The organism is Streptomyces chilikensis (assembly GCF_001642695.1).
Lineage (GTDB): Bacteria > Actinomycetota > Actinomycetes > Streptomycetales > Streptomycetaceae > Streptomyces > Streptomyces chilikensis.
The window spans coordinates 2,571,330-2,586,776 of sequence record NZ_LWCC02000005.1; the positions used below are offsets into that span (position 1 = coordinate 2,571,330).

15 protein-coding genes are annotated in these 15,447 nt (G+C 72.2%); 9 read left to right on the forward strand and 6 right to left on the reverse strand.

Annotation, left to right across the window (positions count from 1 at the left end):
- Nucleotides 1–34: 34 nt before the first annotated feature.
- Nucleotides 35–808 (reverse strand): Pr6Pr family membrane protein, encoded by a 774-nt coding sequence (locus tag A2U95_RS11585; RefSeq protein ID WP_166022055.1) that lies wholly within the window; start codon nucleotides 806–808, stop codon nucleotides 35–37.
- Between the two features lie 279 nt (nucleotides 809–1,087).
- Nucleotides 1,088–2,023 carry a metallophosphoesterase gene (locus A2U95_RS11590; protein ID WP_166025079.1) on the reverse strand — a complete coding sequence of 312 codons (936 nt, stop codon included), beginning with the start codon at nucleotides 2,021–2,023 and terminating at the stop codon, nucleotides 1,088–1,090.
- Between the two features lie 78 nt (nucleotides 2,024–2,101).
- Here A2U95_RS11590 and A2U95_RS11595 point away from each other — a divergent pair, with 78 nt between their 5' ends.
- Nucleotides 2,102–2,563, forward strand: coding sequence for a GatB/YqeY domain-containing protein (locus tag A2U95_RS11595; RefSeq protein ID WP_166022056.1), 462 nt, complete (start codon nucleotides 2,102–2,104; stop codon nucleotides 2,561–2,563).
- A gap of 78 nt (nucleotides 2,564–2,641) precedes the next feature.
- Here A2U95_RS11595 and A2U95_RS11600 read toward each other — a convergent pair whose 3' ends face one another.
- Entirely contained in the window at nucleotides 2,642–4,981 is a 2,340-nt protein-coding gene (locus A2U95_RS11600) for a transglycosylase domain-containing protein (protein WP_166022057.1), read from the reverse strand.
- 416 nt (nucleotides 4,982–5,397) lie between these two features.
- Between A2U95_RS11600 and A2U95_RS11610 the strand changes: the two genes are divergently transcribed.
- On the forward strand, nucleotides 5,398–5,739 hold the full coding sequence (locus tag A2U95_RS11610; protein ID WP_206282967.1) for a WhiB family transcriptional regulator: 342 nt from the start codon (nucleotides 5,398–5,400) through the stop codon (nucleotides 5,737–5,739).
- A gap of 100 nt (nucleotides 5,740–5,839) precedes the next feature.
- Here A2U95_RS11610 and bagB read toward each other — a convergent pair whose 3' ends face one another.
- Nucleotides 5,840–7,321, reverse strand: a complete 1,482-nt coding sequence (gene bagB, locus A2U95_RS11615) for an ATPase BagB (protein WP_240957286.1) — start codon at nucleotides 7,319–7,321, stop codon at nucleotides 5,840–5,842.
- The gene (gene bagA, locus A2U95_RS11620; RefSeq protein ID WP_166022058.1) at nucleotides 7,318–8,295 is read right to left on the reverse strand and encodes an ATPase BagA; all 978 of its coding nucleotides are present in this window, start codon (nucleotides 8,293–8,295) and stop codon (nucleotides 7,318–7,320) included. Before bagA ends, bagB begins: the two co-directional genes overlap by 4 nt.
- Nucleotides 8,296–8,411: 116 nt before the next feature.
- On the opposite strand from bagA, the gene A2U95_RS11625 reads away from it, so the two are divergent.
- From A2U95_RS11625 to A2U95_RS11640, 4 genes are all read left to right on the forward strand, one after another.
- Nucleotides 8,412–8,570 carry a Sp36 family protein gene (locus A2U95_RS11625; RefSeq protein WP_107473408.1) on the forward strand — a complete coding sequence of 53 codons (159 nt, stop codon included), beginning with the start codon at nucleotides 8,412–8,414 and terminating at the stop codon, nucleotides 8,568–8,570.
- Complete coding sequence (locus tag A2U95_RS11630; RefSeq protein WP_166022059.1) at nucleotides 8,567–9,031, forward strand: RidA family protein; 465 nt, start codon at nucleotides 8,567–8,569, stop codon at nucleotides 9,029–9,031. Before A2U95_RS11625 ends, A2U95_RS11630 begins: the two co-directional genes overlap by 4 nt.
- A gap of 433 nt (nucleotides 9,032–9,464) precedes the next feature.
- Nucleotides 9,465–10,343, forward strand: coding sequence for an NUDIX hydrolase (locus tag A2U95_RS11635; protein WP_166022060.1), 879 nt, complete (start codon nucleotides 9,465–9,467; stop codon nucleotides 10,341–10,343).
- On the forward strand, nucleotides 10,340–11,170 hold the full coding sequence (locus A2U95_RS11640; RefSeq protein WP_166022061.1) for an MBL fold metallo-hydrolase: 831 nt from the start codon (nucleotides 10,340–10,342) through the stop codon (nucleotides 11,168–11,170). The genes A2U95_RS11635 and A2U95_RS11640 overlap by 4 nt, the downstream gene beginning before the upstream one ends.
- 33 nt (nucleotides 11,171–11,203) lie before the next feature.
- On the opposite strand, the gene A2U95_RS11645 is transcribed toward A2U95_RS11640, so the two are convergent.
- Nucleotides 11,204–11,878, reverse strand: coding sequence for a Crp/Fnr family transcriptional regulator (locus A2U95_RS11645; protein ID WP_108956964.1), 675 nt, complete (start codon nucleotides 11,876–11,878; stop codon nucleotides 11,204–11,206).
- Between the two features lie 329 nt (nucleotides 11,879–12,207).
- On the opposite strand from A2U95_RS11645, the gene nth reads away from it, so the two are divergent.
- The 3 genes from nth (at nucleotide 12,208) to A2U95_RS11660 (ending at nucleotide 15,423) form a co-directional block, all read left to right on the forward strand.
- On the forward strand, nucleotides 12,208–13,092 hold the full coding sequence (gene nth / locus A2U95_RS11650) for an endonuclease III (protein ID WP_240957287.1): 885 nt from the start codon (nucleotides 12,208–12,210) through the stop codon (nucleotides 13,090–13,092).
- Between the two features lie 331 nt (nucleotides 13,093–13,423).
- Nucleotides 13,424–14,140 (forward strand): NUDIX hydrolase, encoded by a 717-nt coding sequence (locus A2U95_RS11655; RefSeq protein WP_166022063.1) that lies wholly within the window; start codon nucleotides 13,424–13,426, stop codon nucleotides 14,138–14,140.
- An 83-nt stretch (nucleotides 14,141–14,223) separates the two neighbouring features.
- Nucleotides 14,224–15,423 (forward strand): MarP family serine protease, encoded by a 1,200-nt coding sequence (locus tag A2U95_RS11660; protein WP_166025085.1) that lies wholly within the window; start codon nucleotides 14,224–14,226, stop codon nucleotides 15,421–15,423.
- The last annotated feature ends 24 nt before the right edge of the window (nucleotides 15,424–15,447 follow it).

Sequence of the window (15,447 nt, forward strand, 5' to 3'; positions counted from 1 at the left end):
TCATCTCCGCGTTCCCGCGGCGACGACGTTTACTTTAGCCCACCGGTGGCCTGAGGCGAAATCCGGTTTTCGGGCGGCTGCGGACGACCCCGGGGCAGAGGCGGTCGACGGTGACCAGGAGGACGCCGAGGCCGTAGGCGGCGAGGGCGGTCAGGAGGCTGTTGCCGACGGCGCCGAGGGTGTCCTCGCGGCCGGCGTCGAGGAAGGGGAAGGGGGCGCGGCCGGGCGCGTCGGCGGGGAGCAGGACGGTGCGGACCAGGGTGAGGCCGAGGTAGGTCAGGGGATGGACGAGCCAGACGGTGGCGTGGCGCAGCCGCAGGGTGCGGGGGGCGGTCAGCAGGAGCCAGTCCAGCAGGGCGGCGAGCGGGGTGGCCACGGTGAGCAGCAGGGCGACCACGGTGGCCCAGGGGGCGCCCGGCCCGGGGTCGGAGAAGACGGGGCGGCCGGGGACGGCGAAGGCGTGGGCCAGGGCCGCCAGCAGGACGTAGAGGAGGGCGGCGCCGGTGAGGGCCGGCCTGACGGGGCGGCCGGCGCTCCAGGCGCGCTGGGCGGAGACCAGGGTGACGGCGGCCAGGAGGATGTTGGCCTGCACCGTGAAGTGGGTGAGGGCCTGCAGGGGGCGGCCGAGCGCCAGGCAGACGGCCACGCCGCCCGCCGCCGCCGTCGCGGTGCACAGGCGGAACAGTGCGGTGAGGGGGCGGCGGGTCAGGGGTATGACGGCTGTCGGGGGGACGTAGGAGGACCTCGGCCTGGTCCTGCCCGGTACCGGGGGGAGGCCCGGGATGTCCCTGGGTAGGGGAGCGGTCATGCCTTCACGCTAGGCAGCGCGGGGGCGGACCGGGCGATTTCGCGCGTCCGAACGGGGGACGGAAGGGGCGCGGCACGGTTCGCGACACGGGTCGGTCCGGTTCGCCGCCCGGTCCGGTCCGCGGCTCGGCACGGTCCGGTCCGCGGCTCGGCACGGTCCGGTCCGCGGTACGGCACGGTGCAGTCCGCGGCACGGCACGGTGCCGGCCCGGTGCGCCGCGAGCGCCTCCCGGGGCGGCCCCGGGAGGCGGGTGAGCGGCGCCGGGCCGCCGCGCCGCCGTCAGAGCGCCCAGTCGCTGCTGACCAGCGTCAGCAGCGTCGCCTCCGGCGGGCAGGCGAAGCGGAACGGGGTGTACCGGTTGGCTCCGCAGCCCGCCGACACGTGCAGGTAGGACGTGTTGCCGCCGGCCGTGTGGGTGGACAGGCCCTTCACCCGGTCGGTGTCCAGGTCGCAGTTGGTGACCAGGGCGCCGTAGAAGGGGATGCAGAGCTGCCCGCCGTGCGTGTGCCCGGCCAGGACCAGCGGATAGCCGTCGGTGGTGAACGCGTCGAGCGACCGCAGGTACGGGGCGTGCACCACACCCATGGAGAAGTCACCGGCTCCTGACGGGCCGCCCGCGACCTCCTCGTACCGGTCCCGCTTGATGTGCGGGTCGTCCAGGCCGGTCAGCTCGATCGAGACGCCGTCGACCTTCAGCGTGCCGCGGGTGTTGGTGAGGTTCAGCCAGCCCGCCTCGTCGAACGCGTCCCGCAGCCCCTCCCAGGGGTTGTGGATCGCGCCGGTGACGGGCTCGTTGCCGTTGAGTCCGTGCTTGCCCTGGACCTTCTCGACCAGGTACTTGGCGGGGTTGCGGAGCCGCGGGCCGTAGTAGTCGTTGGAGCCGAACACGTAGGCGCCCGGGAACTCCATCAGCGGCTCCAGCGCGTCCAGCACCTCCGGCACGCCCTCGGTGTCGGAGAGGTTGTCGCCGGTGTTGATGACGAAGTCGGGCCGCAGCCCCGCCAGCGAACGCAGCCAGCGCTGCTTCTTGCGCTGCCCGCTCACCATGTGGATGTCGGAGACCTGAAGGACGCGCAGCGGACGCATTCCGGGGGGCAGGACGGGAACGGTCACCCGGCGGAGCCGGAACGAACGGGCCTCGAACCCGGCGGAGTAGACGAGACCGGCGGCGGCGACCGCCGTGACGCCGAGGGGGACCTTGTAGAGCGCGCGCATGCCTTCCATCGTGTCAGGGTGCCCCGAGGACCGTAAATCAAGGGGCGTCCGCTGCGACACACCTGCGACAATCAAGCCATGACCACGCTCAAGTCGAAGCTGCAGGAAGACCTCAACGCGGCGATCAAGGGGCGCGACGAGCTGCGCTCCTCGACGCTCCGGCTCACCCTCACCGCGATCACCAAGGAGGAGGTCGCCGGTACGGAGAAGCGCGAGCTCTCCGACGACGAGGTCCTCAAGGTGATCACCCGTGAGGCGAAGAAGCGCCGCGAGGCCGCGGAGGCGTTCGCCCAGGGCGGTCGCGCGGAGAGCGCCGAGCGGGAGAAGGCCGAGGGCGAGGTGCTCGCCGAGTACCTGCCCCAGCAGCTGAGCGACGACGAGCTGGACGAACTGGTGGGCCAGGCGGTCGAGGAGGCGCGGGCGGCCGGTGCCGAGGGACCGAAGGCCATGGGCCAGGTCATGAAGATCGTGAACCCGAAGGTGGCCGGGCGCGCCGAGGGCGGCCGGGTGGCCGCCGCGGTGAAGAGGCGCCTGCTCTGACCTCACCGCCCCACGACGCCGTTCGGCCCCCTTCCCGCACCATGCGGGAAGGGGGCCGAACGCTGTGCGTGAGGGGCGTCAGGGCCCGTTGCCGCCGCCGTTGTCGTTGCCTTGGACGAAGCCGCCCAGGACGCCACCGCCGTTGGGGTTCCCCGTGGTGCCCCCGGTCAGGTCCCCGGTGGTGCCGCCGGTCAGACCGCCGAGGGTGAGGCCGCCGTCGGTCGTCCCGCCGTCGGTGCCGATGGTGGTGACGCCGCCGTCGCCGTTGCCGCCGCCGGTGAACAGACCGGCGATCAGGCCCTCGCCGGGCCTGCCCTCACCGCGGCCCTCGCCATCGCCCTTGTCCTTGGGCTTGTCGGCCGGTATCTCCACCGTGTGGAAGGACGGGGCCTCCTTGCCCTGCAGGGCGCCGGACATCGCCTGCCGCCAGATCGGGCCGGGACCCGCGCCGCCGGAGACCTTGGCGAAGTACGTGCCGCCGATGGTGATGTTCACCATCTTCACCTGCTGCATCGGGTCGCCGAGCCACACGGCGGTGGACAGGTTCGGGGTGTAGCCGACGAACCAGGCGTTCTTGCGGAAGTCCGTGGTACCGGTCTTGCCGGCGTTGTCGCGGTCACTGAGACCGGCACGGGCGCCGGTGCCGGAGTCGGTGACGCCGGAGAGCAGGGTGTTGACCGCGTCCGCGGTCCGCTCCGACATCGCGCGCCTGCAGGTCGACTTCGGCACCTCGAGGCTCTTCTTCTTCTCACCGATCTTCTGGGTGACCGACTCGATCGCGACCGGCGAGCAGTACATGCCCCGCGAGGCGAAGGTGGCGTACGCGGAGGCCATGGTCAGCGGGGAGATCGACGGAGTGCCGAGGACGATGGAGGGCTTGCCGTCGGGGAGCTTCTTGCCGTCGCCCGTGCGGATGCCCATCTTCTCGGCCATCTCCAGGGTGGGGCAGAGGCCGAGGTCGCCGACCATCTGGACGAAGTAGGTGTTGATCGAGAGCTTCATCGCCTCCTGCAGCGAGTACGGCCCGACCTCCTCCGGCGTCTCGTTCTGCGTCATCTCGCCCTGGTTGTAGGTCTCCTTGCAGCCCCGCACCTTCGGGTACGGCATCTTGTTCGGGGACGGGTAGACCTTGCCCAGCGGCAGGCCGCCCTCTATCGCGGCCGCGGCCAGGAAGGGCTTGAAGGTCGAACCGGTCTGGAAACCGGTGCTGTTGCCCATCTTCTGGTCGACCGAGTAGTTGATGACCGTCTCGTGGTCCTTGGCGTTCGAGCCGTACGGCCTCGACTGGCCCATCGCCAGTATCTTGCCGGTGCCGGGCTCGACCATGGTGGCCGCGGCCGCCACCTCGTCGTCCTTGTTGACGTGGCCCTTCAGCGAGGCCTGCGCGGACTCCTGCGCCTGCGGGTCCAGGGTGGTGCGCACCGTCAGGCCGCCCTGGTTCCACAGCTTGGCGCGGGTCTCGCGGTCCTTGCCGAACGCGGGGTCGGTGAGGAAGACGTTGCGCACGTAGTCGCAGAAGAAGGCGGCGCCCTTCACGGCGGTGATGCAGCCGTTCTTGGGGGCGCTGATCTCCAGCCCCAGCGGCTTCTCCTTGGCCGCCGCGGCCTCGCCCTTCGAGATGTCCCCGACCTGCGCCATCCGGTCCAGGACGACGTTGCGCCGCTGCTCGGCGGTCTTGGGGTTGTTGACCGGGTCGTAGCGGGTCGGCGACTGGACCAGGCCGGCCAGCAGGGCGGCCTCCTGCAGTTCCAGGTCGTCGGCGGACTTCGAGAAGTAGCGCTGCGAGGCCGCCTCGACGCCGTAGGCGGACTGCCCGAAGTAGGTGATGTTGAGGTAGTTCTCGAGGATCTTCTTCTTCCCGAGCTCCTCCTCCACCTGGATCGCGTACTTCAGCTCCTGGATCTTGCGGCCCAGGGTCTGCTGGGTGGCCTGCGCCACCTTGTCCGGGTCGTCGCCCGCCTCCTCGACGAAGACGTTCTTCACGTACTGCTGGGTCAGCGTCGACGCGCCCTGGGTGACCTCGCCGCTGCGCGCGTTGCTGTTGAGCGCGCGCAGGATGCCCTTCAGGTCGACCGCGCCGTGCTCGTAGAAGCGGGCGTCCTCGATCGCGACGATCGCCTTCTGCAGGTGCGGCGACATCTTCTTCAGCGGCACCACGGTGCGGTCCCGGGAGTAGACGGTCGCGATCTTGCCGCCGTCGGCGTCGAGGATGGTGGTGCGCTGACTGAGCGGTGGCGTCTTCAGGTTCGCCGGGATCTCGTCGAAGCTCTCGACGGACCCCTTCGCCGCGAGCCCCAGGGTTCCGAAGGCGGGCAGGGCGATACCGGCCAGCACGCCTCCGGCGAGGACGCTGACTCCGAGGAACTTCGCGGCCTGCTGGACTGGCGACAGGCCTCCACCCGAGCGCTTGTTTGGCATGAGGGCAGCCTACGTTCTCGTTTGCCGGACAGAGGTAAATGCCTTGGCCTAAGCTGCTCCCGGCTGTCACGACAGCGGGTGAGCCGCAGACCCGTATATCGGGACGCCCGGCGGCCCCGGATCGTTCCGGAACCGCGAGATCTCCTTCCCGGGGGATGCCCGAATCATCCCTCCGTGAGGCCGGAACCCCTTTCGCGGGGGACGGTCCGCCCTGATCTGCCTCGATGATCCTATTTGTCGCCAGGCCACTCCTCCGGGTGATCTGCCGCTTACCCATAGTCCGTTCGGACCATTCAAGATTGGGCCCGACGGGGGTGTTGCACTCTGTCCACCTTCCGTAACGTCCTCAACTGGCGGCGGTGAATATGCCGCTGCCGCCGTGGGGGAGCCTCGATTCGGGAGAGGACGGCGCCGGTATGGGCTGGGTAACCGACTGGAGTGCGCAGGCGGCCTGCCGCACTACCGATCCGGATGAACTGTTCGTTCAAGGAGCAGCGCAGAACAGGGCCAAGGCGGTGTGCACCGGATGCCCGGTGCGGACGGAGTGCCTGGCCGATGCGCTCGACAACCGCGTCGAATTCGGCGTGTGGGGAGGCATGACGGAGCGGGAGCGCCGAGCGCTGCTGCGCCGCCGGCCGACCGTGACCTCTTGGCGTCGCCTGCTGGAGACGGCGCGCATGGAGTACGAGCGGGAGGCGGGAATCCTGCCGCTCGACGAGGCCGGCGAGGCGTACGAGAGCTACGCGGCGGTGGGCTGACCGGCCGAGGTGCGGTGAGTGACCGGCCCAGGTGCGGTGAACCGACCGCGTGGGTGCGGTGAGTCGCCGCCGGAGCGGCCGTGGAGGGCGGGAGCCGGGGTCAGGCAGTGACCCCGGGCCGCCGCTTCGCCGTTCCCGCCTGCTCGGCCGTCGCCGTCTGCTCTCCGGCGTCCGCCTGTCCGGAAGCGTCCGAGCCGTCGGACGCCGCGTGTGCGGAAGCCGCTTGCTCCGGCAGGTCGGCGGCCTGTGCGGTGACGCCGGCCGGTCCGGGGTGGTGCGCGTCGGCGGGGCGGGGAGCGGCCAGCCGCTCACCGATGTCCCGCAGTCCCGCCAGGTCGTGCACGTCACCGGCCAGTGCGGGCACCTCCGTCACCGGCACCTCCGGGTGGAGCGCCGTGAAGCGGTCCCGTGTGCGCTGCTCACGGGCTATCAGGCGCATGCGTTCGGCGTGCAGGCGCAGCAGACCGGCGGTGAGCCGGTCGATGTCCGTCGGGGTCTGCGCCGTGGGCCGGGAAGTGGCGGGGGAGCCTTGATCCGGTTGCCCGTCCGGAGCAGAGGAAGCTGAACTGCCTTGTGTATCGGGTGAGTTACCCGCTTCTTTCCCGCTCGTGTGATCAACAATGCCGTCGGGCGGGAAATTTTCCGCCACCAGCGTTTCCGCCGCGGCGATCGCCCGTTCGGCGGACAGGCGGGCGGCGTCGCTGTCGTGGACACGGTTGAGCACCAGACCGGCCAGCGGCATCCGCTCGGCGGCCAGTCGCTCCACGAAGTACGCCGCCTCACGGAGCGCGTCCCGCTCCGGCGCGGCCACCACCAGGAAGGCCGTACCGGGCGCCTGCAGCAGCCGGTAGGTGGCCTCGGCGCGGCTGCGGAAGCCGCCCAGGGTGGTGTCCATGGCCGCCACGAACGTCTGCACGTCCTTCAGCAGCGAGCCGCCCAGCAGCTTGCCGAGGGTGCCGGTCATCACCGACATGCCGACATTCAGGAACTTCATGCCCGCCCGGCCGCCCAGCTTGGCCGGCGCGGTGAGCAGCCGGATCAGCTTTCCGTCGAGGAACGAGCCGAGCCGCTCCGGGGCGTCCAGGAAGTCCAGCGCCGAGCGGGAGGGCGGGGTGTCCACCACGATCAGATCCCACTCGTCCCGCGCCCGCAGCTGGCCCAGCTTCTCCATCGCCATGTACTCCTGCGTGCCGGCGAAGCCCGCGGAGAGCGACTGGTAGAAGGGGTTGGCCAGGATGGCCGCGGCCCGCTCCGGGTCGGCGTGCGCCTCGACGATCTCGTCGAAGGTGCGCTTCATGTCGAGCATCATGGCGTGCAGCTCGCCGCCCGCGGCTCCGTCGACGCCCGGCACCCGGCGCGGTGTGTTGTCCAGTTGGCCGATGCCCATCGACTGGGCGAGCCGGCGGGCCGGGTCGATGGTCAGGACGACCACCTTGCGGCCCCGCTCCGCGGCCCGCAGCCCCAGGGCCGCGGCGGTCGTCGTCTTGCCGACGCCTCCGGACCCGCAGCAGACCACGATGCGGGTGTCCGGGTCGTCCAGCAGCGGGTCCAGGTCGAGTTCGCGCTCGGGGTCCAGGCTCATGACATCCCTTGGGTCCGCAGCAGTGCGGCCAGCCCGTAGAGGCCGGCCAGGTCGACACCGTCGGTCAGCAGGGGCAGTTCGGCGAGCGGCTGCCCGACGCGGTCCAGCGCCTCGCGCTGGCGCCGCTCCAGGCCGTACCGCTCCGCGTACTCCTCGGCCTGCCGCAGCAGGGGCTCCGCCAGGCGCTCCGCCGCTCCGCCCCGCCGGGCGCCGCCCAGGCCCGCCGCGGCCAGCGAGCGCGCCACCGACTCGCGCGGCACCGAACCGGCCAGCTCCAGCGCGTCGCCGTCGAGGAGGGCCGGACGGACCATGTTGACGACGACCCGGCCGGTCGGCAGGCCCGCCGCGCGGAGCTCGGCGATGCCGTCCGCCGTCTCCTGGACCGGCATCTCCTCCAGCAGCGTCACCAGGTGCACCTGTGTCTGCGGCGACTTGAGCACGCCCATGACCGCCTGCGCCTGATGGTGTATCGGACCGATCCTGGCGAGCCCGGCCACCTCGTCGTTCACATTGAGGAAGCGGGTCACCCGGCCGGTCGGCGGGGCGTCCATCACCACGTGGTCGTAGACGAAACGACCCGCCTTGTCCTTGCGGCGCACGGCCTCGCACGCCTTGCCGGTCAGCAGGACGTCCCGCAGGCCGGGGGCGATGGTGGTGGCGAAGTCGATGGCGCCGAGCTTCTTCAGCGCCCGGCCGGCGCCGCCCAGCTTGTAGAACATCTGGAGGTAGTCCAGCAGGGCGAGTTCGGGGTCGATGGCGAGTGCGTGCACCTCCCCGCCGTCGGGAGCCACCGCGATCTTCCGCTCCTCGTAGGGCAGCGCCTCCGTCTCGAAGAGCTGGGCTATGCCCTGACGGCCCTCCACCTCCACCAGTAGGGTGCGCTTCCCCCCGGTCGCGAGGGCGAGCGCGAGAGCGGCGGCGACCGTGGTCTTCCCGGTCCCGCCCTTGCCGCTGACTACCTGGAGCCTGCTCACGTCGTCGAGCCTAACCATTCGCGGTTCCTTCACGCCGGTGCCTGTGGACAACCGGACGCGCTCCGCGCCCTGTGGACAACTCAGGAGGCGGCGGCGCCAGCGGTTAGAGTCGCCCCATGAAGAAGTGGGAATACGCGACCGTGCCGCTCCTCGTGCACGCGACGAAGCAGATCCTCGACACCTGGGGCGAAGACGGCTGGGAGCTCGTCCAGGTGGTGCCCGGGCCCAACCCGGAGCAGCTGGTGGCCTACCTGAAGCGGGAGAAGCAGGCGTGAGCAGCGTCGAGGCCCGTCTCGCCGAGCTGGGCGTGACGCTGCCCGAGGTGGCCGCGCCGCTCGCCTCCTACCAGCCGGCGGTCCGCTCGGGTGCGTACGTGTACACCAGCGGCCAGCTCCCGATGGTCGAGGGCAAGCTGCGGGTCACCGGCAAGGTCGGCGCCGAGGTCACGCCGGAGGAGGCCAAGGAACTGGCCCGCCTCTGCGCGCTGAACGCGCTGGCCGCGGTGAAGTCCGTGGCCGGCGACCTCGATCGCGTCGCCCGGGTGGTGAAGGTCGTCGGCTTCGTGGCCTCCGCCCCCGACTTCACGGGCCAGCCCGCCGTCGTCAACGGCGCCAGCGAGCTGCTCGGCGAGGTCTTCGGCGACAAGGGCGTCCACGCCCGCAGCGCGGTCGGCGTGGCCGTCCTGCCCCTCGACGCCCCGGTCGAGGTCGAGATCCAGGCGGAACTCACCGACTGATCCCCTCCTGACCGTCCCGCCCCGCCCTGCTCCCGGCGCGTTGTGCCGCACCCGGCAGGGCGAGCGGATCCGTCGGTCCGTCCGTGGGCGATGCGCCCCGCGGGTCGCGGGTGACGGGGTGTCCCGGATGCGCTGGGCACCCCCGTCACCCCCTGGGCGGTCCAGCCGCCCGCAGGAGAACGAACAGGCGTCGCGCCGCCCCGGGACGGCTGGCCACGCGCCGCTCCGGGAAGGTGGGGCGGCGCGGCCGCAGGGCGCGGGCCCGGTGACCGCCGGGTCGCCGGACCGTCCGTCCCCGGCACGGGGAGCGAAGCACAGGGAGCGAAGCACGGGGAGAACCGCGGGCCCGGACGGACCGCGGGTCCGCCGACCGGGCGCCGGCGCGGGGAGGCCAGCCCTCGAAGATTCGTTCCGCTCCGGATAGCCTCCCCGCATGGCGAATGGTCAGTGGTATCCCCCGGAGTGGCCCGAACGCATACGCGCCCTCGCGGCCGGCACCCTCACACCGGTGACCCCCCGCCGCGCGGCCACCGTGATGCTTCTGCGCGACACCGGACAGGGCCCCGTGGTGCACATGCTCCGCCGCCGCGCCTCCATGGCCTTCGCGGGCGGTGCGTACGCCTACCCCGGCGGCGGCGTCGACCCGCGCGACGACGACCTCCTGGTCCGCTGGGCCGGCCCCTCCCTCGCCGACTGGGCCGCCCGCCTCGGCGTCGACGAGCCGGCCGCCCAGGCCGTCGTCTGCGCCGCCGTGCGGGAGACCTTCGAGGAGGCCGGGGTCCTGCTGGCCGGTCCGACCGCGGACACCGTGGTCGGTGACACCACCGGCGAGGAGTGGGAGAAGGACCGGGCCGCCCTCGCCGCCCACGAGTTCTCCTTCGCCGAGTTCCTCGACCGCCGCGGCCTCGTCCTCCGCTCCGACCTGCTCGGCGCCTGGGCCCGCTGGATCACCCCGGAGTTCGAGACCAGGCGCTACGACACCTTCTTCTTCGTCGCCGTGCTCCCCGAGCGCCAGCGCGCCCGCGACGTCTCCACCGAGGCCGACCGCACCGTCTGGACGCGTCCCGCGGACGCCGCGGCCGGGTACGACCGGGGCGAGCTGCTGATGATGCCGCCCACCATCTCCACGCTCCGCACCCTGGAGCCGTACACGACCGCCGCCGAGGCGCTGGCCGCCGCGCCGGAACGGGACATGGCACCGGTGCTGGCCCGGGCACGGCTGGTGGGCGGCGAGGTGGAACTGGCCTGGCCGGGACACGACGAGTTCACCAAGCGGGTGACCGCCGACGCGACGGAGGGGCCGACCGCATGACGAACGCAGCAGCCCTGCCGGGCCGGCCCCGCGGCGGCGTCCGCTCGGGACCCGCCACCGCCCGCGCCGTCAACGTGCTGGCGCCCAACCCGTCCCCGATGACCCTGGACGGCACCAACACCTGGATCGTCGCCGAGCCGGACTCCCGCCTGGCGGTCGTGGTCGACCCCGGGCCGCTGGACGAGGACCACCTGGCGAACGTGATCGCCACCGTGGAGCGCTCCGGCCGCCGCGTCGGGCTGACCCTGCTCACGCACGGCCACGCCGACCACGCCGAGGGGGCGAAACGTTTCTCCGAACTGACCGGAACCAAGGTCCGCGCCCTCGACCCCTCGCTGCGCCTCGGCGACGAGGGCCTGGCCGGGGGCGACGTGGTGGAACTGGAAGGGCTGGAGATGCGGGTGGTGCCCACCCCGGGCCACACCTCGGACTCGCTCTCGTTCCACCTGCCGGCCGACCGCGCGGTGCTCACCGGCGACACCGTCCTGGGCCGCGGCACCACGATGGTCGCCCATCCGGACGGGCGGCTCGGCGACTACCTGGACTCGCTGCGGCGCCTGCGGTCCCTGACGGTTGACGACGGCGTGCACACCGTGCTTCCCGGACACGGGCCGGTCCTCGACGACGCGCAGGGGGCGGTCGAGTACTACCTGGCGCACCGGGCCAGCCGGCTGGCGCAGGTGGAGACCGCCGTGGAGAGCGGCTGCCGGACCTCCGGGGAGGTCGTGGCGCACGTGTACGCGGACGTGGACCGCAGCCTGTGGCCGGCGGCCGAGCTGTCGGTGCGCGCCCAGCTGGAGTACCTGCGGGAGCACGGGCTGGTCTGACCGACCGGCCCGCGCTCCCGTCCGGCTGACGGGTCAGCGGCTCCGCTTCGCCAGGCGCTCGACGTCCAGCAGGATCACCGCACGCGCCTCCAGGCGCAGCCAGCCGCGGCCGGCGAAGTCGGCCAGCGCCTTGTTGACCGTCTCGCGGGAGGCGCCCACCAGCTGGGCCAGCTCCTCCTGCGTCAGGTCGTGGACGACGTGGATGCCTTCCTCGGACTGCACGCCGAAACGACGCGACAGGTCCAGCAGCGCCCGGGCGACGCGGCCCGGAACGTCGGAGAAGACCAGGTCGGACATCTGGTCGTTGGTCTTGCGCAGACGCCGGGCGACGGCGCGCAGCAGCGCGGCGGCCACCTCGGGGCGGGCGTTCAGCCAGGGCTGGAGGTCGCTGTGACCGAGGCCCAGCAGCTTCACCTCGGTCAGCGCGGTGGCGGTCGCCGTGCGCGGGCCCGGGTCGAAGAGCGACAGTTCACCGATCAGCTCACCGGGGCCGAGGACCGCCAGCATGTTCTCGCGGCCGTCCGGGGACGTCCGGTGGAGCTTCACCTTGCCCTCGGTGACCACGTAGAGGCGGTCGCCGGGGTCGCCCTCGTGGAACAGCGCGTCGCCGCGTGCGAGGGTCACCTCACTCATCGAAGCGCGGAGCTCCGCGGCCTGCTCGTCATCGAGCGCCGCGAAGAGCGGGGCGCGCCGCAGAACGTCGTCCACGAGATCTCTCCTATTCGACCTGCTCAGGGAATCCGGTCCCCCCGGGTTACCGTCCGCACCACCGGTAGTCCAGGGGTCCCAGTTCCCCAGTTTGCCGGACGGTCCAAACAGTGTGATCTGTCACAAGGATGCCGCACAGGTGTGCCAGACATCGCGCCAGGGGCCCAATTGGGCCGCGATCCCCTGGGTACGAGGCGGATGTCGGTGCGGGGCCTTAGGCTGGCCGGGTGTCCGAAACGCCGACGACTACACGGGCCGCGGGGGCCGACCGGGTGATCGGGCAGGGTGATTCCGCCGTCGGCGAACAGAGCACGAATGGAGCGACGAACGTGGCGGACGACGAGGCTCGCCGGCCGGACCGGGCCGCACCGGAGGCGCCGCGCAGGCGGACGAGCGCCCCCGCCGGGAAGGGCGCCGCCGCGCATCTTGCCGCGGGGAAACCGGAGTCCCGGGTGGCGCTGGTGAGGCGGGCCCGGAAGATGTACCGGGAGCTCGCCGAGGTGTACCCCTACGCGCATCCGGAGCTGGACTTCGAGAACCCGTTCCAGCTGCTGGTCGCAACCGTGCTCTCCGCCCAGACGACCGACCTGAGGGTCAACCAGACCACCCCCGCCCTCTTCGCCAAGTACCCCACCCCGGAGGACCTGGCGGCGGCCGACCCGGAGGCGGTCGAGGAGATCCTCCGTCCCACCGGATTCTTCCGCGCCAAGACCCGCTCGGTGATGGGCCTGTCCAAGGCATTGGTGGAGGAGTTCGGCGGCGAGGTCCCCGGTCGGCTCGAGGACCTGGTGAAACTGCCCGGTGTGGGCCGCAAGACCGCCTTCGTCGTGCTCGGGAACGCGTTCGGCCGTCCCGGCATCACCGCGGACACGCACTTCATGCGCCTGGTGAGGCGCTGGAAGTGGACCGGGGCCACCGAGCCGGAGAAGATCGAGGCCGAGATCAGCACGCTCTTCCCGAAGCGCGACTGGACCATGCTGTCCCACTATGTGATCTTCCACGGCCGCCGGATCTGCCACGCCCGCAAGCCCGCCTGCGGCGCCTGCCCGGTCGCCGAGCTCTGTCCCGCCTACGGGGAGGGCGAGACGGACCCGGAGAAGGCGAAGAAGCTCCTCAAGTACGAGAAGGGCGGCTTCCCGGGCCAGCGCCTCAAGCCTCCGCAGTCCTATCTCGACCACGGGGGCATCCCCGCCCCGCCCCTGGGCAAGGAATGAGGGAACCGGCCGGCGCGGTCCGGCGTGGAGAACCATGGGCCGGATGCGGGACGCCTCACCGCGGGACACCGCACCGCCCGGCGTCGGATCAGGCGGCGGCGAACCGTGCGGTGCCGAACCATGTGGCGGCGAGACACACGGAGTCGCTCCCCACGGCGTCGTGCCGTACGACGGTGTCCCAGGTGACGGCGTCCCGCGTGACGGGGCACCACATGAAGGGGCGCCACATGGTGGTGCACCGCGCCGCGTCGGCCCACGGGGCGTCGATCCACGGGGCGTCGACCGGGCCGGCGTCGACCGGAGGGGTGTCGACCGGGGAAGGAGGGCGGCGATGACACGGGCGAGCGATGCGGACCGCGCCGGGACGACCGTGTCCGGCGGCGAGATCCGTCTGTCCGCCGACGGCCTTCCCACCTGGCTCGACCCGCTGGTCCACGCCGTGGAGACGGTCGAACCGCGCCAGCTGAGCCGCTTCCTGCCCCCGGCGGACGGCGGCGGCCGCCAGTCCGCCGTGCTGGTCCTGTTCGGTGAGGGCGAGCAGGGCCCCGAGATCCTGCTGACCGAGCGCTCCGGGTCGTTGCGCTCCCACGCCGGCCAGCCCTCCTTCCCGGGCGGCTCCCTCGACCCCGAGGACGGCGACCCCCACACCGACGGCCCGCTCCGCGCCGCACTGCGCGAGGCCGAGGAGGAGACCGGCCTCGATCCGGCCGGCGTCCAGCTCTTCGGCGCGCTGCCCAAGCTCTACATCCCGGTCAGCGGCTTCGTGGTGACCCCCGTCCTGGGCTGGTGGCGTGAGCCCAGCCCGGTCCGCGTGGTCGATCCGGCGGAGACGGCCCGGGTGTTCAACGTCCCCGTCGCCGAGCTCACCGACGCCGGCAACCGTGCCGTCGCGGTGCACCCGAGCGGCTACCGCGGCCCGGCCTTCCTGGTGCGGTCCGCCCTCGTCTGGGGGTTCACCGCCGGGATCATCGACCGCCTGCTGCACTTCGCGGGCTGGGAGCTGCCCTGGGACCGCGACCGCGAGGTGACCCTCGACCGGAGGTCATGACCATGGCTCCGACGGGAAATGGATGACGTGGTGCCCTGGCGAGCGTGGCGCGGCCGGGAGAGGACGAGGCGAGGCGTGAAGCGGTGAACGTGCTGGACATTCTTTTGCTGATCGCCGCCGCCTGGTTCGCGGTGGTCGGATACCGCCAGGGCTTCGTGGTGGGCATCCTGTCGGTGGTCGGCTTCCTGGGCGGCGGCCTGATCGCCGTCTACCTGCTGCCGGTCCTCTGGGACGCCCTCACCGAGAAGTCCGAGGTCAGCACGGTAGCGGCGGTGGTCGCGGTGATCGTGGTGATCGTCTGCGCCTCCGTCGGGCAGGCGCTGACCACCCACTGGGGCGGCAAGCTGCGCCGCCGCATCACCTGGTCGCCCGCCCGCGCGCTCGACGCGACGGGCGGCGCGCTGGTCAACGTGGTGGCGATGCTGCTGGTGGCCTGGCTGATCGGCTCGGCACTGGCCGGTACGACGCTGCCGACGGTCGGCAAGCAGGTCCGCTCCTCCACGGTGCTCCACGGCGTCTCCCGGACCCTGCCGGAGCAGGCCGACACATGGTTCGCCGACTTCTCCTCGGTGCTCGCCCAGAACGGCTTCCCGCAGGTCTTCAGCCCCTTCGCCAACGAACCGATCCGCGAGGTCGACCCGCCGGACCCGGCGCTCGTGAACAGCGACGTGGCGGTGCGGGCCAAGCGGTCCATCGTGAAGGTCATGGGCACCGCGACTAGCTGCAGCAAGGTGCTGGAAGGCACCGGCTTCGTCTTCGCCGGGCAACGCGTGATGACCAACGCGCACGTGGTCGGAGGGGTGGACGAGCCCACCGTGCAGATCGGCGGCGAGGGCCGCCGCTACGACGCCACCGTGGTGCTCTACGACTGGCAGCGCGACATCGCGGTCCTCGACGTCCCCGGCCTGCCGGCCGACCCGCTGCGGTTCGCCTCCGCGCGGGCGGAGAGCGGGGACGGCGCCATCGTCGCCGGCTTCCCCGAGAACGGCGGCTACGACGTGCGCGCCGCCCGGGTGCGCGGACAGATCCCGGCCAACGGGCCCGACATCTACCGCCGCTCCACCGTCCAGCGCGACGTCTACTCCCTCTACACGACGGTCCGCCAGGGCAACTCGGGCGGACCGCTCCTCACCACGCGGGGCGAGGTCGTCGGGGTCATCTTCGCCAAGTCGCTCGACGACCCGGACACCGGCTACGCGCTCACCGTCGACGAGATCCGCTCGGACATCGACCGGGGCCGCGCCGCCACCCAGCAGGTCGACACCGACCAGTGCGCGCTGTGACGACGGCGCTGTGACGACGGCGCC

What these genes read in the sequence shown, in the direction of transcription:
- A2U95_RS11640 (WP_166022061.1), top strand. Translation starts at nt 10,340, where the DNA reads ATGACGAACGCAGCAGCCCTGCCGGGCCGGCCCCGCGGCGGCGTCCGC.
- A2U95_RS11610 (WP_206282967.1), top strand. Translation starts at nt 5,398, where the DNA reads ATGGGCTGGGTAACCGACTGGAGTGCGCAGGCGGCCTGCCGCACTACC.
- A2U95_RS11595 (WP_166022056.1), top strand. Translation starts at nt 2,102, where the DNA reads ATGACCACGCTCAAGTCGAAGCTGCAGGAAGACCTCAACGCGGCGATC.
- A2U95_RS11585 (WP_166022055.1), bottom strand. Translation starts at nt 808, where the DNA reads ATGACCGCTCCCCTACCCAGGGACATCCCGGGCCTCCCCCCGGTACCG.
- A2U95_RS11625 (WP_107473408.1), top strand. Translation starts at nt 8,412, where the DNA reads ATGAAGAAGTGGGAATACGCGACCGTGCCGCTCCTCGTGCACGCGACG.
- bagB (WP_240957286.1), bottom strand. Translation starts at nt 7,321, where the DNA reads ATGAGCCTGGACCCCGAGCGCGAACTCGACCTGGACCCGCTGCTGGAC.
- A2U95_RS11635 (WP_166022060.1), top strand. Translation starts at nt 9,465, where the DNA reads ATGGCGAATGGTCAGTGGTATCCCCCGGAGTGGCCCGAACGCATACGC.
- A2U95_RS11655 (WP_166022063.1), top strand. Translation starts at nt 13,424, where the DNA reads ATGACACGGGCGAGCGATGCGGACCGCGCCGGGACGACCGTGTCCGGC.
- A2U95_RS11600 (WP_166022057.1), bottom strand. Translation starts at nt 4,981, where the DNA reads ATGCCAAACAAGCGCTCGGGTGGAGGCCTGTCGCCAGTCCAGCAGGCC.
- A2U95_RS11590 (WP_166025079.1), bottom strand. Translation starts at nt 2,023, where the DNA reads ATGCGCGCGCTCTACAAGGTCCCCCTCGGCGTCACGGCGGTCGCCGCC.